Origin of the sequence: Streptococcus sp. 2018WUSS126 (assembly GCF_044427425.1) — a bacterium.
Classification (GTDB): Bacteria; Bacillota; Bacilli; order Lactobacillales; family Streptococcaceae; genus Streptococcus; species Streptococcus hashimotonensis.
Map to the genome: position 1 here is coordinate 38,744 of NZ_JAOTGB010000009.1, position 15,430 is coordinate 54,173.

General features: G+C 44.4%; 14 protein-coding genes. 12 read left to right on the forward strand and 2 right to left on the reverse strand.

What is annotated here, in order from left to right:
• The first annotated feature begins 125 nt into the window (after positions 1 to 125).
• The 7 genes from ODU34_RS04675 to ODU34_RS04705 all read left to right on the forward strand — a co-directional run bounded on the left by ODU34_RS04675 (position 126) and on the right by ODU34_RS04705 (position 7,518).
• Positions 126 to 1,787: a ribonuclease J gene (locus tag ODU34_RS04675; RefSeq protein ID WP_002935677.1), complete on the forward strand. Its 1,662-nt coding sequence runs from the start codon at positions 126 to 128 to the stop codon at positions 1,785 to 1,787.
• 65 nt (positions 1,788 to 1,852) lie between these two features.
• Positions 1,853 to 2,629, forward strand: coding sequence for an alpha/beta hydrolase family protein (locus tag ODU34_RS04680; protein WP_105179289.1), 777 nt, complete (start codon positions 1,853 to 1,855; stop codon positions 2,627 to 2,629).
• Positions 2,630 to 2,694: 65 nt separating this feature from the next.
• Positions 2,695 to 3,390: a M57 family metalloprotease gene (locus ODU34_RS04685; protein ID WP_105179288.1), complete on the forward strand. Its 696-nt coding sequence runs from the start codon at positions 2,695 to 2,697 to the stop codon at positions 3,388 to 3,390.
• A 10-nt stretch (positions 3,391 to 3,400) separates the two neighbouring features.
• Positions 3,401 to 3,766, forward strand: coding sequence for a hypothetical protein (locus ODU34_RS04690; RefSeq protein ID WP_105179287.1), 366 nt, complete (start codon positions 3,401 to 3,403; stop codon positions 3,764 to 3,766).
• Positions 3,767 to 3,866: 100 nt separating this feature from the next.
• Entirely contained in the window at positions 3,867 to 5,765 is a 1,899-nt protein-coding gene (locus tag ODU34_RS04695) for an ABC-F family ATP-binding cassette domain-containing protein (RefSeq protein WP_105179286.1), read from the forward strand.
• 447 nt (positions 5,766 to 6,212) lie between these two features.
• Complete coding sequence (locus ODU34_RS04700) at positions 6,213 to 6,689, forward strand: DUF3955 domain-containing protein (RefSeq protein ID WP_105139773.1); 477 nt, start codon at positions 6,213 to 6,215, stop codon at positions 6,687 to 6,689.
• A gap of 1 nt (position 6,690) precedes the next feature.
• Positions 6,691 to 7,518, forward strand: coding sequence for a putative RNA methyltransferase (locus tag ODU34_RS04705; protein ID WP_105179285.1), 828 nt, complete (start codon positions 6,691 to 6,693; stop codon positions 7,516 to 7,518).
• Between the two features lie 38 nt (positions 7,519 to 7,556).
• Here ODU34_RS04705 and gatD read toward each other — a convergent pair whose 3' ends face one another.
• Together gatD and murT are read right to left on the reverse strand one after the other, a co-directional pair.
• The gene (gatD, locus tag ODU34_RS04710; RefSeq protein WP_105179284.1) at positions 7,557 to 8,342 is read right to left on the reverse strand and encodes a lipid II isoglutaminyl synthase subunit GatD; all 786 of its coding nucleotides are present in this window, start codon (positions 8,340 to 8,342) and stop codon (positions 7,557 to 7,559) included.
• Positions 8,342 to 9,685 (reverse strand): lipid II isoglutaminyl synthase subunit MurT, encoded by a 1,344-nt coding sequence (gene murT, locus ODU34_RS04715; RefSeq protein ID WP_105122024.1) that lies wholly within the window; start codon positions 9,683 to 9,685, stop codon positions 8,342 to 8,344. Before murT ends, gatD begins: the two co-directional genes overlap by 1 nt.
• Positions 9,686 to 9,866: 181 nt before the next feature.
• On the opposite strand from murT, the gene cdaA reads away from it, so the two are divergent.
• From cdaA to ODU34_RS04740, 5 genes are all read left to right on the forward strand, one after another.
• Positions 9,867 to 10,721: a diadenylate cyclase CdaA gene (cdaA, locus tag ODU34_RS04720; RefSeq protein ID WP_024399762.1), complete on the forward strand. Its 855-nt coding sequence runs from the start codon at positions 9,867 to 9,869 to the stop codon at positions 10,719 to 10,721.
• Positions 10,711 to 11,415: a YbbR-like domain-containing protein gene (locus ODU34_RS04725; protein ID WP_024399761.1), complete on the forward strand. Its 705-nt coding sequence runs from the start codon at positions 10,711 to 10,713 to the stop codon at positions 11,413 to 11,415. The genes cdaA and ODU34_RS04725 overlap by 11 nt, the downstream gene beginning before the upstream one ends.
• Before the next feature lie 12 nt (positions 11,416 to 11,427).
• Positions 11,428 to 12,777, forward strand: coding sequence for a phosphoglucosamine mutase (gene glmM, locus ODU34_RS04730; RefSeq protein WP_024385421.1), 1,350 nt, complete (start codon positions 11,428 to 11,430; stop codon positions 12,775 to 12,777).
• A gap of 163 nt (positions 12,778 to 12,940) precedes the next feature.
• On the forward strand, positions 12,941 to 14,485 hold the full coding sequence (locus tag ODU34_RS04735) for an ABC-F family ATP-binding cassette domain-containing protein (protein WP_009910410.1): 1,545 nt from the start codon (positions 12,941 to 12,943) through the stop codon (positions 14,483 to 14,485).
• Positions 14,486 to 14,616: 131 nt separating this feature from the next.
• The gene (locus tag ODU34_RS04740) at positions 14,617 to 15,393 is read left to right on the forward strand and encodes a class I SAM-dependent methyltransferase (RefSeq protein ID WP_105179283.1); all 777 of its coding nucleotides are present in this window, start codon (positions 14,617 to 14,619) and stop codon (positions 15,391 to 15,393) included.
• The last annotated feature ends 37 nt before the right edge of the window (positions 15,394 to 15,430 follow it).

Sequence of the window (15,430 nt, forward strand, 5' to 3'; positions counted from 1 at the left end):
AACCAAAGTGTGTCTTTTGCAAATAGAGCTCCGACATAGCAGACTGTAATTCGACTTGGGCATCCCAAGGACCGTTGGTAAGAAAAATAAAATGGACACCTGTGGGATGTCCAAAAGGAGTAAAGATGAGTACAATTAAAATTATGGCTCTTGGGGGTGTGCGGGAAAATGGAAAAAACCTGTACATTGCCGAAGTGAACGAACATATTTTTGTTTTGGATGCAGGGGCAAAATATCCTGAGAATGAACAGTTAGGTGTGGATGTAGTCGTCCCTAATTTCGATTATTTGGAAGAAAATAAGCACCGTGTAGCGGGGGTCTTCCTATCTCACGGACATGCAGATGCTATCGGAGCGCTTCCTTATCTCTTAGAGAAAGTGAAAGTGCCAGTATTTGGTTCGCACTTGACTATCGAATTGGCTAAGCTACTTGTCAAGGGGAATAATGCTACTAAGAAATTTAATGATTTCCATGTTATCAATGCTGAAACTGAAATTGATTTCGGGGATTCAGTGGTATCTTTCTTTCAGACGACTCACTCTATTCCAGAGAGTTTAGGAATTGTCGTTAAGACGGATGAAGGAAATATTGTCTACACAGGTGACTTTAAGTTTGACCAGGCGGCAGATAAGTTTTATCGTACGGATTTTGGGCGATTGGCTGAAATCGGTAACGAAGGTGTGTTGGCCCTCTTGTCAGACTCAGCTAATGCAGATAGCAATGTTCAAGTAGCGAGCATGCATGAGGCTGGGGAGGAAATTCTCAATACGATTGCTGACTGTGACGGGCGTGTTATTGTGGCAGCAGTTGCCAGCAATATTGTACGTATTCAACAGATTTTTGACGCGGCAGAAGCAACTGGTCGTCGTGTCGTGTTGACAGGACATGATGTGGAAAACATTGTCCGAACAGCGATTCAATTGAAAAAACTTCGTTTGGTCAGCGAACGCTTGTTGGTAAAACCAAAGGATATGAACAAGTATGAAGACCATGAATTGATTATTTTAGAAACTGGTCGTATGGGCGAGCCGTTAAATGGATTGCGTAAAATGTCCATCGGTAGACATCGCTACGTTGAAATCAAAGAAGGTGATCTAGTTTATATTGTTACCACTCCAAGTATTTCAAAAGAAGCGGTTGTTGCTCGTGTGGAGAATTTGATTTACAAGGCTGGTGGTACCGTAAAATCTATCACAAAGAATCTTCGCGTCTCTGGGCATGGGAATGCGCGTGATTTGCAGCTCATGCTCAACATCATGAAGCCTAAATATCTTTTCCCAGTTCAAGGGGAGTATCGTCAATTGGATGCTCACGCTAAGGCTGCGCTTGAAATTGGTATGTATCCAGAAAACATTATCATCGTTAAGCGTGGGGATGTCATGGCTTTTGAAGAGGGGGATTTTGTCCATAGCGGAGCGGTTCCTGCTGGTGATGTCATGATTGACGGAAATGCCATGGGCGATGTTGGAAATATTGTCCTTCGTGACCGTAAGATCCTCTCAGAAGACGGTATCTTTATCGTGGCTATCACTGTCAACCGCCGTGAGAAAAAAATCATTTCTAAAGCCAAGGTCAATACTCGTGGTTTTGTCTACGTGAAAAAGAGCAAGGACATCTTGCGTGAGGCATCAGAATTGGTGAATACAACGGTGGAAAATTACTTTACAAAGGATAGCTTTGACTGGGCAGAGCTTAAGAGTGCTGTTCGCGATGATTTAGCAAAATTCCTCTTTGACCAAACTAAACGTCGCCCAGCTATTTTGCCGGTGATTATGGAAGTCAAGTAAGCTGATTTATAATACATAAGAAGAGCCGAGGGAAACTCAGGCTCTTTACCATAAGGAGAAGATTTATGGCAATAATGAAAATTGAATACTACTCAGAAGCTCTAGATATGTCTAGACAGGTTACGGTTTTATATCCAGATCGAAATCGTGTGGAAAATCCTGATGACAACGACATTCCTGTCCTATATCTTTTGCACGGTATGGGAGGAAATCAGGATTCCTGGTTGAATCGTTCTACAGTGGAACGGTTGGTTCGTTATACCAATCTTATCGTGGTTATGGTCAATACAGATAAAGGCTGGTATACCAATACTACTTACGGTATGAATTATTATGATGCTATTGCAGTAGAGTTGCCTCAAATTCTCAAACGATTTTTCCCAAATATGTCTGACAAGCGGGAGAAGAATTTTATCGCTGGTTTGTCTATGGGTGGTTATGGGACCTTCAAGATTGCCATGATGACCAATCGTTTTTCACACGCAGCTTCGCTTTCAGGCGCATTGTATTTTGATTTTGATAATCCAGCGGCAGCAGAATTGGGAAGTCTTTCGTATTGGCGAGGAGTATTTGGTGACATTTCTGATAAACAGAATCCAAATAATTTGTTAGAAATTGCTAAACAATCCGATAAAAAGACCAAATTTTATGCCTGGTGTGGTGAGGAAGATTTTCTCTTTGAGGGGCATCAAAAGGCAGTTGAGGAGTTAAAAGAGCTGGGATTTGATATAGAGGCAAGTTTCGGACCTGGTAAACATGAGTGGTACTACTGGAACCAACAGATTGAGAAAGTTTTGGCCTGGCTGCCCATTGATTTCAAATTGGAAGAAAGATTATCTTAGATTTTAAGAAAAGTTTCAGAAAAGTACACTATACTGAAATCTATTTCTAGAAAGAGGTATAGTCTATGAAACTTATTGGAAATATTCTACGGTGGATTTGGCGGACATTTTGGGGTCTGATTTGGGTATCAATGGTGTTATTGGCTTGTGGTCTAGGTCTGTTATTCTATTTTCAACAGGAAGCAGCGCCTCAGATGTTACAAACTCTAGCTCAAGAAGTGCAATTGATGGTCAAAGGGCAGTCTGAAGTGACGATTGAAGAAGGTGTTAATACCATTAAGCACCTGACGACGGATACGGTCAATACAGCTGATCATGGTCGATGGGAAAGCAATACTGCGACTGTTTACATTGAAACCCAGAATCCAACATTTGTAGCTGCCTATGAAACAGCTATTGCCAATTGGAATGCGACAGGGGCCTTCACTTTTGTGATGACAAGTGACCCAAATCAGGCTGATATTATTGCGACTGAGATGAATGATGGAAATACCCAGGCAGCAGGCGAGGCTAATTCAACGACTAATTTATTAACCAATTATTATAGCTCTGTAACGGTGCGTCTGAATAGTTTTTATTTATTAAACGACCAATATGGTTATGATATGGATAGAATTATCCATACAGCTGAGCATGAGTTGGGCCATGCTATTGGCCTAGATCATGAAGATAGTCAGACCTCCGTTATGGAATCGGCAGGTTCTAATCATGGTATTCAGCAGGCAGATATTGATGCGGTCCTTGCCTTGTATTCAGAATAGAAGGGAAAATATGCTTCGAACAATTACAAACACAATAAAACGTTATCCTGAGCAAGCTCTGCTCTTTCTCTATAATGCTGGGATTTTTGCATGGATGCAGTCTACCAGTCATTCGATTATGGAACAAATTGGTATAGATAGTACTTGGTTTGATAAAATCCCCGAACCTATCAAGACCTGGACAGGTGCAAGTCTAGAGAGTATGCAAACCTTACTCAATTCTTACGCTTGGGGATGGCTGATTGTATCTATGATATTGATGTTGGTCATCCGCTTTGTCAAGGGCTTGATTAAGTTTGTCATCATGCTGATTATTATCGGCGGTGGTCTTTATCTACTCTGGCAGAATAAGGAATTGCTTAGCGGTTTGGTCTAAATATTTTTTGAGAAGGACAGTGACGGTAAAGTCGCTGTTTTTTCTTGAAATCAGAAAAAGGATTCCGCACTGTTACCCTAAATTATGGTACAATATTTTTATGATTATTCTAAGTGGAAACAAGATTGAACGCTCTTTTGCGGGCGAGGTTTTATTTAATAATATCAACATTCAAGTGGACGAGCGGGACAGGATTGCCCTTGTCGGAAAAAATGGGGCAGGCAAGTCCACCCTACTCAAAATCCTTGTCGGAGAAGAAGCTGCGACAAGCGGTGACATTTCAACCAAGCGTGATTTGTCCCTCTCTTATCTGGCACAGGATAGCCGTTTTGAGTCGGAAAATACCATTTATGATGAAATGCTCCATGTCTTTGACGACCTGCGGATGACGGAGAAACGCCTGCGGTCTATGGAAGAGCAAATGGGCAGTCTTTCTGGTAATGAACTCGACCAGCTCATGAAGACCTACGATAGTCTGTCGGAAGAATTTCGTCTGGCAGGTGGTTTTAACTATGAGGCAGACATCCGTGCTATTTTGAACGGCTTTAAGTTTGACCAGACCATGTGGGACATGAAAATCTCCGAACTCTCTGGCGGTCAGAATACTCGTCTTGCACTGGCAAAAATGCTTCTTGAAAGCCCAGAGTTATTGGTGCTGGATGAGCCGACCAACCACCTGGACATTGATACGATTGCCTGGCTGGAAAACTACCTAGTGCATTACAAGGGAGCCTTGATTATTGTCAGCCATGACCGCTATTTCTTGGACAAGGTGGCGACACTGACACTGGATTTGACCAAGCATTCCTTGGATCGTTATGTGGGGAATTATTCTCAGTTTGTCGAACTCAAAGAGCAGAAGTTGCAAACGGAATTGCAAAACTATGAAAAGCAACAGAAGGAGATTGCCAAACTAGAAGACTTTGTCCAGAAAAATATTGTCCGTGCTTCGACTACTAAGCGTGCCCAGGCTAGACGCAAGCAGTTGGAAAAGATGGAGCGACTGGACAAGCCCACAACTGGGCAGAAGTCTGCCAACATGACTTTTCAGTCGGACAAGACTTCTGGCAATATCGTCTTGACAGTGGAAAATGCTGCGGTGGGCTATGATGGAGAAATACTTTCTCAGCCTATTTCCATTGACCAACGAAAGCTGGATGCCATTGCCATTGTCGGTCCGAACGGAATCGGAAAAACAACCCTGCTCAAATCCATCATCGGAGCTCTGCCATTTATCAAAGGGGAAGCTAAGCTAGGTGCCAATGTGGAAGTGGGCTACTACGACCAGAACCAGTCGGCCCTGACGCCTTCCAACACGGTCTTGGAGGAGCTCTGGTCAGCTTTTCCGACCACGCCTGAAGTGGAGATCCGCAACCGCCTTGGAGCCTTCCTCTTCTCAGGAGACGATGTCAAAAAGTCCGTGTCCATGCTGTCTGGTGGGGAAAAAGCCCGCCTGCTCCTCGCTAAGCTGTCCATGGAAAACAACAACTTCCTCATCCTCGACGAGCCGACCAACCATCTGGACATCGACAGCAAGGAGGTCCTGGAAAATGCCCTGATCGACTTTGACGGCACCCTGCTCTTTGTCAGCCACGACCGCTATTTCATCAACCGCGTTGCCACTAAGGTGCTGGAAATCTCGGAAACTGGCTCCACGCTCTACTTGGGCGACTATGATTATTATTTGGAGAAAAAGGCAGAGCAGCAAGCAGAAACCCAGCCTGATCAGCTAGAAAGTACCAGCCAATCAGCCGGAGCCATGGACTACCAAGCCCAAAAGGAAAACCAAAAAGAGCAACGCAAACTGGCTCGCCGCATCGAGCAAATCGAGGCAGAAATTGACAACATCGAAAACCGCCTAAGCGAGCTCAACCAAGCCATGCTAGAAACCAACGATATCGGACAGCTGACCGATTACCAGAAAGAAATCGACCAACTGACAGCCCAACAAGAAAGCCTCATGGAAGAATGGGAAGCATTATCAGAGCAGATGGGCTAGGTTGACAGCAAGTTGACACTAGCCTAAAACCTTGATAGAACAGACTTGCAAGCAGGTCTTGCGATGAAAAAACTCTGCCACAAAATTCTCTTGCGGTCAAAAATGTTATTTGCAAGCCAGCCTTTCTTGGCAAATGATTAGCGTCAGACTAAGATAAGTATAGAGATTAGCATCACTTCTCGAAGTTGGTGTCAACATCTCGGCGCAGTGGTTGATTGGCAGATTTGTTCGTGTTGCACACTTCAAATCTGACCTAACGAATGTTGCGAACTTTGTTCGCTTTATTCCCAACCTTAAACTGTCCCCCAGACAGTTTAAGCTGTGCGGGGACGGGAGTAAAACGGGCTGGGGATAGACCGTTTTAGCTCAACAACTAGAAATAAAGACTTGTTGACGAACTCTTTCTCATTTTTTGAGTTCTGTCCCGCTCCCGGAAAGGAGAAAGAAATGAACTTTGGACAACAAATCAAAGACTTACGGAAGAAGGAAGGTTTGACCCAGGAGCAGTTTGCTCTCAAGCTCAATGTGACACGGCAGGCTGTTTCCAACTGGGAAAATGACAAAAACCTACCCGACTTGGAACTCTTGATTCTCATGTCCTCTGTCTTTTCAATCTCCCTAGATCAACTTATCTTAGGAGGAACTGACATGAACAACATGACAGAAAAACTAGTCAAGGACGGTCGCGAAGGTCGCCGTACCCAGATGCACCTGACCATTACCATTATCGGAAGCTTTCTCATGGTCTTAGGCTTTGTTTGCTTTATCATCAAGGCCAATTCCGTCGAATATGTCGATGCCAAGGGTATCCTGCATGAAAATTTCTACCTGCTCCCAGTTGGATATTTGCTAGTTTTTACAGGAGCCATTGCCACGCTCCTATCCGGACTAGCCCTCCACCGCTTTAGAAAAGAAAACAAGTAACATGACCAAACACCCACGTTTCCTTAATAGCGACCAATTTTTCACCTGTCCACATTGTGGGCAGGCTCTTGGTCTTGACCTAAACAGCCTCCGTTGCCCCAACCGCCACACCTTCGACATCGCCAAGCAGGGCTATGTCAATCTGGCGCCCCAGGTCAAGCAGTCCGCCAACTACCACAAGTCTAGCTTTGAAAACCGCCAGGCCTTTTTGGAGGCGGGCTATTACGATCATCTCTATGAGGCTTTGGAGGGGAAAATAGCAGAGCTGGGCTTGCAGTCTGTCTTGGACATCGGCTGTGGGGAGGGCTTTTATTCCCGTAAGTTAGCCGAGAAAATGGACTTGGACATTCTTGCTTTTGACATTTCCAAGGATTCCATACTCCTAGCAGCTAGATCTGACAGCAGCAAGTCGGTCAAATGGTTTGTTGGTGACTTGACAAAGTTGCCCATTCAAGACAAGACAATTGACGGCATCTTGGACATCTTTTCCCCAGCCAATTATCAGGAATTTGCCAGAGTGCTGAAAACTGGTGGGGCTATTCTCAAGCTGGTCCCAGGTCCCAATCACCTCAAGGAGCTCCGCCATTTAGCCAAAGACCAACTCCGCAAGGAGTCCTATGATAACCAGGATATCGTGGACCATTTCAGGTCTTACGTGGGGCAGGTGGAGCAGGTGATGGTCAGTCGGACTCTGCCGATTACAGCCGCCCATGCTCAAGTCCTGGCAGACATGACACCCCTCTTTTTCCAAGTGGACCAGTCCAAGTTGGATTTGAGCCAGTTGACGGAGATTACGGTTGAGGGAGTGCTTTTGGTAGGAACGATATAAAAAATGAAACCGCCTCTGGATTCAGAAGCGGTTTTGCTTTATTTCTCAAACTCTGCCTTGCTTTTCACATCGCCGTATTCTTCAACGACTTCTTTGCTGAGGATATCAGCGTAGCTGGCAAGTTGGATGTCTTGTCCGTATTTTTTACGGAGGGCAGTTGTGACCAAGCGGTAGGCTAGGTTGGCATTGCGGGACAGGATTGGTCCGTGGAAGTAGCTGCCGAAGGTGTTTTTGTAGTGCAGGCCTTCGCCGCCGTCTTCCTTATTGTTGCCATTGCCATAGACAACCTTGCCCAGCGGTTTTTGGTTGTCAGCTAGGAAGGTACGGCCTTGGTGGTTTTCAAAACCATAGTAGGTTTCGTTGAATTCATCATTGTGAATTTTGATGTCACCGATGTAGCGGTTGTTGGTCTGGTTGAGGGTGTAGTGGCCCATGATACCTAGACCGTCAATCTTGCGGCCGCCAGCTTCGATGTAGTATTGTCCGAGCAATTGGAAGCCACCACAGATAGCCAGCATGACACCGTCGTTTTCGATGAAGTCTGCCAGGCTGTCTTTTTTAGTTGGTAAATCTTTTGCAAGAATAGATTGTTCATAGTCCTGACCACCACCGAAAAAGGCGATATCGTAGAAATCCTTGTCAAATTCATCTGTTAGGGAAACGATGTCCACCTGGACACGAGCCCCCAGCTTTTCAGCCACATACTTGAGCATGAGGATATTGCCATTGTCGCCGTAGGTATTCATCAAATCACCGTAGAGGTGGGCGATGTGGAGATCATAAGCGTAGTCTTTTTCAGGACTTTTTAATGATGTATAGACCATTATTTCATCTCCTTTCCAACAGCTTGGCGTTGAGCCAGTAAGTCACGGAATTCCAGCATAGCCGTATAGGTTGCGAGGATATAGGCATGCTGACTGCTGGACTGCTCAATCAAGGTCATGATGTCTTCCAGTTTTGGTGTTTCAGTAATCTGGTCCTCTGGATAGCCAGTCACACGGAGGCGACGGGCAATTTCAGACGAGCGAACACCGCCTGCAAAGACTTGTGGAATGTCCATTTGAGTGATTTGTTCAAAGTCGGCGTCCCAAATCCAGCTGGTATCAATTCCGTCAGCGTAGTTGGCATTGAGAAGGACGGACAGGCTGAAATCGTAAGGAGCCAGTTTCATCATTTCAATGGCCTGGGTTGCACCGACAGGGTTTTTAATCAAGACCAGGGTACAATCTTTATCGCCCAATTTAAAGGTTTCTTGGCGACCGAAAACGGCCTTGGATTTGTCAAATCCTGCTTTGATTTTCTCAGGAGATACGCCGAAAAATTCTGCCACGCTGACAGCTGCCAGGGCATTGTAGATATTGTAAAGCCCACCGATGTTGATTTTGTAATCCTGACCGTCAATGGCAAAGGTAGAAGAAGTATTAGTAATTTCCTTCAACTCAGTTAACTTGTAGTCCAGCTCAGGTCGGCTAAAGCCACAGTTGTTACAGATATAGCTGCCCAAGTTAGCGTAGGTATTGAGCTTGTACTGGATAATCTGGTGGCAATGCGGGCAGAGAACGCCTTCGGTATTGTAATGGGCCAGATGAGGCTCATGCTCTTCCGTCGCAAAACCGTAGTATTTTACTGGATTGATAACGGAGGTCGAATTGAAAAGCGGGCTGTCACCGTTGGCGAGAATGGTCGCCTGAGGTGCCTTGGCAGCCCCGTCCAAAATCATCTGGTAGGTGGTATAAATCTCGCCATAGCGGTCCATTTGGTCGCGGAAGATATTGGTGAAGACAATCAGGCTAGGCTTGATAAAGTCGGTCACACGGGCCAGGCTGGCCTCATCAATCTCCAAGACGGCAATCTTCTTGCCATTTTTATTTTTCTTGGCAGACAGGAAAGTAGCCGTAATCCCTGTAATCATATTGGCACCGCTGGTGTTGGTCGTAATTTCTCCAAAAGCTTCCTGAAGGATACCGACTGTCAGGGCGGTGGTCAGGGTCTTACCGTTAGTACCTGTTACAACAACGACTTCATAATCCTTAGCCAAACTATCTAAAATATGTTTATCGAATTTGAGGGCAATTTTTCCAGGCAGGGTAGTACCACGTCCTAGTTTTTTCAAAATGAACTGGGAACTTTTTCCTGCTAGAATACCCAAAGCTGTATTTATTTTCATGGGACTATTTTATCATAAAGGTCACTGATTTTCTAGAATGGAGTGTGTTGGAATGTGATATATTCCTGCAGTAAATCTGTAATATTTTTAACAGGAAGGTCACTATTTTCTAAAGAAAAGGGGAAAAAATATGGTATAATGAGTACATTACTATGTATGAGTTAGAAAGTATGAGAATGATATGTTAAACCTAAACCAGTTACTGGATACAGGGTATTGGTCGAGTTTGATAGCCAGTCCTTGGACCGCACTGTTGCACCTAATTGATATTAGTATAGTTGTTTATTTGATTTATAATTTTAGTAAGGCTATTGCAGGTACTAAAATTATGACATTGATTCGAGGGGTTTTTCTCTTCATTATTGTCCAGATTATAGCTAGTTTATTCGGTCTGCAGACGATTGCTTGGCTGATTAATCAAGTAATCACGTATGGAGTTATTGCAGCAGTAGTTATTTTTGCACCAGAGTTGCGTGCCATGCTTGAAAAACTTGGTAGGACAACTCAGATTTTTGGGGCAAATACTGTGAGTGCAGAAGAAAAGCTAATTGTTGCTTTTCTCAAATCTGTTGCTTATATGTCTCCGCGTAAAATTGGTGCACTTGTGGCAGTAGAACAAGCCCAAACATTGCAAGAATATAGAGCAACGGGGATTCCTCTCAATGCGGATATATCTCAGGAATTGTTAATAAATATTTTCATCCCGAATACACCGTTACACGATGGGGCCGTAATTGTCAAGGAAGACAAGGTAGCGGTTGCTTGTGCTTATTTGCCCCTGTCAGAGAGCGCAGGAATTTCAAAGGAATTTGGAACACGACACCGTGCAGCCATTGGCTTATCGGAGGTATCTGATGCGTTTGTGTTTATTGTTTCTGAAGAAACTGGCAGTATCTCTATTGCACGAAACGGGATATTCAAACATGACTTGACTTTGGATGAGTTTGAAGCAGAGTTGCGAGCGACTTTTATTTCTGAAAATGTAGAGAAAAAGTCCATCTGGAAGCGATTAGGAGGTGGCAAACATGAACGATAAGTTTAAAGCTGTAGGTCACTTAGCCCTATCTATTTTTCTAGCATTGTTGCTCTTTTTCTATGCAACAACCACCAACTATAAAAATTCAGAATCAGCTGCACAGAACACGGAGTCAGAAACCTATGTTCACACACTGAACAATGTACCGATTGAAATTGAATATGATACAAACAAGTATTTTATTTCTGGATTTTCTTCGACGGTGGCAGTTGAATTAAGGGGCTCTAATCGTGTTCTCCTACAGAGAGAATCAGATGAGTCAACTCGGACTTTTCAAGTGACTGCGGATTTGAGAGAGTTGAGTGATGGGACACAAACTGTCAAGCTACAATTGACCAATTTGCCGGCAGGAGTGAGTGCGACACTGGCACCTGATGCGATCACCGTCAAGATTGGTAAAAAAGTTAGCAAGGCATTCCCAGTAGCTGGTAGAGTCTATAGTAATCAATTGGCAGAAGGTTACAGTCTGTCTAAGGTTTCAGTCAACGTAGATACCGTTAAAGTGACAACGGATGAAGAAACAATGGCTAAGATTGATCGAGTCGAAGCTGTTGCGATGGATGTGAGCAATCTGTCTGAGAATTATAGTGGCACAGCTAAATTACAGGCTGTAGACAGTGATGGCAATGTCTTGCCAGTTGTACTGTCTCAGACGGAAGCAAATATGCAAATTATACTTACAAAAACAAAATAAGAGGTTATGAAAATGGGTAAATATTTTGGGACAGATGGTGTCCGTGGAGAAGCAAACGTAGAATTAACGCCAGAATTAGCATTCAAATTGGGGCGTTTTGGTGGTTATGTCCTTAGCCAGCATGAGACAGATGTTCCTCGTGTCTTTGTGGCGCGTGACACACGTATCTCAGGTCAAATGTTAGAGGCTGCCTTGATTGCAGGACTTCTATCAGTAGGGATTCATGTGTATAAATTGGGAGTTTTGGCGACACCGGGTGTTGCTCACCTAGTCAAAACTGAAAAAGCAAGTGCAGGTGTCATGATTTCTGCAAGTCATAACCCAGCGCAAGATAACGGTATCAAATTCTTTGCTGGTGATGGTTTCAAATTGGATGATGCATTGGAAGCGGAAATTGAGGCTCTTCTTGACGCTGAGGAGGACACATTGCCACGCCCATCTGCTCAAGGTTTAGGAGATGTGGTAGAATATCCAGAAGGTCTACGTAAGTACCAGCAATTCTTGGTGTCAACTGGTACAGATTTGGACGGTATGAAAGTTGCACTCGATACAGCCAATGGTGCTGCAGCAACATCTGCGCGTCAAATTTTTGTAGATTTGGGAGCAGATTTGACAGTAATGGCTGAAAAGCCAGATGGCTTGAACATCAACGAAGGTGTTGGGTCAACTCATCCTGAAAAATTGCAAGAACTGGTCAAGGAAACAGGTAGTCAAATTGGACTTGCCTTTGATGGTGACAGTGACCGCTTGATTGCTGTCGATGAAAATGGTGATTTGGTAGACGGTGACCGTATCATGTACATCGTTGGTAAATACCTTGCTGATCGAGGTCTATTGGCCAAAAATACAATTGTGACTACAGTTATGTCCAACCTTGGTTTCCATAAGGCTTTGGATCGTGAAGGTATTGAAAAAGCTGTGACCGCAGTTGGTGACCGTTATGTGGTCGAAGAAATGCGCAAGGAAGGCTACAATGTCGGTGGTGAGCAGTCAGGACATGTGATTCTGATGGATTATAACACCACAGGAGACGGCCAGTTGACCGCTGTGCAATTGACCAAAATCATGAAAGAAACTGGTAAGAAGTTGTCAGAATTGGCAGCAGAAGTGACCATTTACCCACAAAAATTGGTCAATATCCGTGTGGAAAACAGCATGAAAGACAAGGCAATGGAAGTGCCTGCTATTGCAGCTATCATTGAAAAAATGGAAGCAGAAATGGCTGGCAACGGTCGTATTTTGGTTCGCCCAAGTGGCACTGAGCCCCTCTTGCGTGTTATGGCAGAAGCGCCAACGGATGCTGAAGTCGATTACTACGTGGACACTATTGCCGATGTGGTCCGTGCGGAAATCGGGAGTTAGACAGAAATCAGTAACTCGTAGAGTTTGATTTCGTTGTCTAACCCCCGCAAGGTTGAGTAGGAATTTCACAGCTGATAGGCGAAGAAATTCCACTCAACTACTGCGAAAATAAAAGTAAAAACTGGGGTTTGTTACTCCAGTTCTTTGATGTTATGAGGAAATTATGAGTATTTTAGAAGTAAAGAATTTGAGTCATGGTTTTGGTGACCGTGCGATTTTTGAGAATGTCTCCTTCCGTCTCTTGAAAGGGGAACATATCGGTCTTGTCGGTGCCAATGGAGAAGGGAAATCGACCTTTATGTCCATCGTGACAGGTCAGCTGCAGCCAGACGAAGGCAAGGTTGAATGGTCACGTTATGTAACGGCAGGTTATTTAGACCAGCATGCTAAACTAGAAAAAGGTCAATCAGTCCGTGATGTCTTGCGGACAGCATTCGATGAACTCTTCAAGACAGAAGCTCGTATCAATGATATTTATATGTCTATGGCAGAAGAGGGAGCCGATATGGATGCCCTCATGGAAGAGGTTGGTGAGCTGCAAGACCGTCTGGAAAGCCGTGATTTCTATACGCTTGATGCCAAGATTGACGAAGTAGCGCGTGCGCTTGGTGTCATGGACTATGGCATGGACAAGGATGTGACGGAGTTATCGGGTGGACAACGGACTAAGGTTCTTTTGGCAAAATTGCTCTTGGAAAAACCTGACATCTTGCTTCTGGATGAGCCGACCAACTATCTAGATGCCGAGCATATTGACTGGCTCAAACGTTACTTGCAGAACTATGAAAATGCCTTTGTCTTGATTTCGCACGATATTCCTTTCTTGAATGATGTGATTAACATTGTCTACCATGTGGAAAATCAGCTTTTGACTCGCTACACAGGTGATTACTACCAATTCCAAGAAGTCCATGCTATGAAGCGGGCTCAGTTGGAGGCTGCCTATGAGCGCCAGCAGAAGGAGATCGCAGATTTGCAGGACTTCGTTAACCGTAACAAGGCCCGAGTTGCAACTCGAAACATGGCCATGTCTCGTCAGAAGAAGCTGGACAAGATGGAGATTATTGAGCTTCAAGCAGAGAAACCCAAGCCATCATTTGATTTCAAAATGGCTCGAACTCCAAGTCGCTTTATCTTCCAAACGACTGATTTGGAAATTGGTTATGACCGTGTATTGACACGTAAACCGCTCAATTTGACCTTTGAACGCAACCAGAAGATTGCCATTGTCGGTGCCAACGGTATCGGTAAATCTACTCTTCTTAAAAGTTTGCTGGGGATTATTCCACCGCTGGGCGGTTCTGTGGAGCGCGGGGAATATTTGGAACTAGGCTATTTCGAGCAAGAAGTAGCTGGTGGCAATCGTCAGACCCCGCTGGAAGCCGTTTGGGATGCCTTTCCAGCCCTTAACCAGGCAGAAGTACGGGCTGCCTTGGCTCGTTGCGGTCTGACTTCCAAGCATATCGAAAGCCAAATTCAAGTTCTTTCAGGTGGTGAGCAGGCCAAAGTTCGCTTCTGTTTGCTTATGAACCGTGAAAACAATGTCTTAGTTCTCGACGAGCCGACCAACCACTTGGATGTGGATGCCAAGGATGAACTCAAACGTGCCCTTCAAGCCTATAAGGGCTCAATTCTCATGGTCTGTCACGAGCCTGATTTCTATGAAGGCTGGGTGGACGATGTATGGGATTTTAATGAATTGACTTAAGAAACTAGCTGCCGAAAGGTGGTTTTTTCTTTGTGCTTATACTATAATAGAATGAGCATAGTAAAGGAGGTAAAAATATGAAAAGAATAGAACGAGGTCAGATTTGCTAGGCCTCTCCAGAGGAGATAAGAATGACAGATTATGTAAACTACAATCAAGAACGTTGGAATCGAGTTTCAGCTAGACAGGGAAATGCCTATACGGTTCCGCTCAGTCATGAGGAATTTCTTGTTGCCAAAGACAAGCCCTTATCTGTTTCTCTGACGGTTGGAAAGACGGTGCCGCTTGACTGGTTTGAAAAGGTCCAAGGCAAGAAATTGTTGGGGCTGGCCTGTGGTGGTGGTCAACAGGGACCGATGTTTGCGGCTCACGGTTACCAAACGACCATTATGGACTTCTCCAAGGAACAGTTGGACAAGGATAGGCTAGTTGCTGAGCGAGAAAATCTAGATTTGCAGACGGTGCAGGCAGATATGACACAGCTTTTTCCTTTTGAAGACGAGAGTTTTGACATCATTTTTTGCCCTGTTTCAAATGTCTATATCGAAGACTTGGAAAATATGTGGCAGGAGTCTTATCGGGTTTTGAAAAAAGGTGGACTGCTCATGGTTGGTTACATGAACCCTTGGATTTATGTCTTTGATGCTGATGATGTTTGGGAGCATCCAGACAGAGCATTGGTTCCAATGTACAGCCTACCTTTCAATGCACGACAATTAGAAGAAACAGGACAAATTACAATTGACCCAGAATATGGCTATGAATTTAGCCACACCTTAGAAGAGCAGATTGCTGGGCAATTACGAGCTGGTTTTGCCATGATTGATTTTTATGAATCCAAAGATAGTCGCAATCGCTTGACTCAATTTGCCTCAGATTATATAGCGAATTTATCGATAAAGTGGTAGAAACAAGCCACCGAAAGATATCCTTTTCAACTCAGTA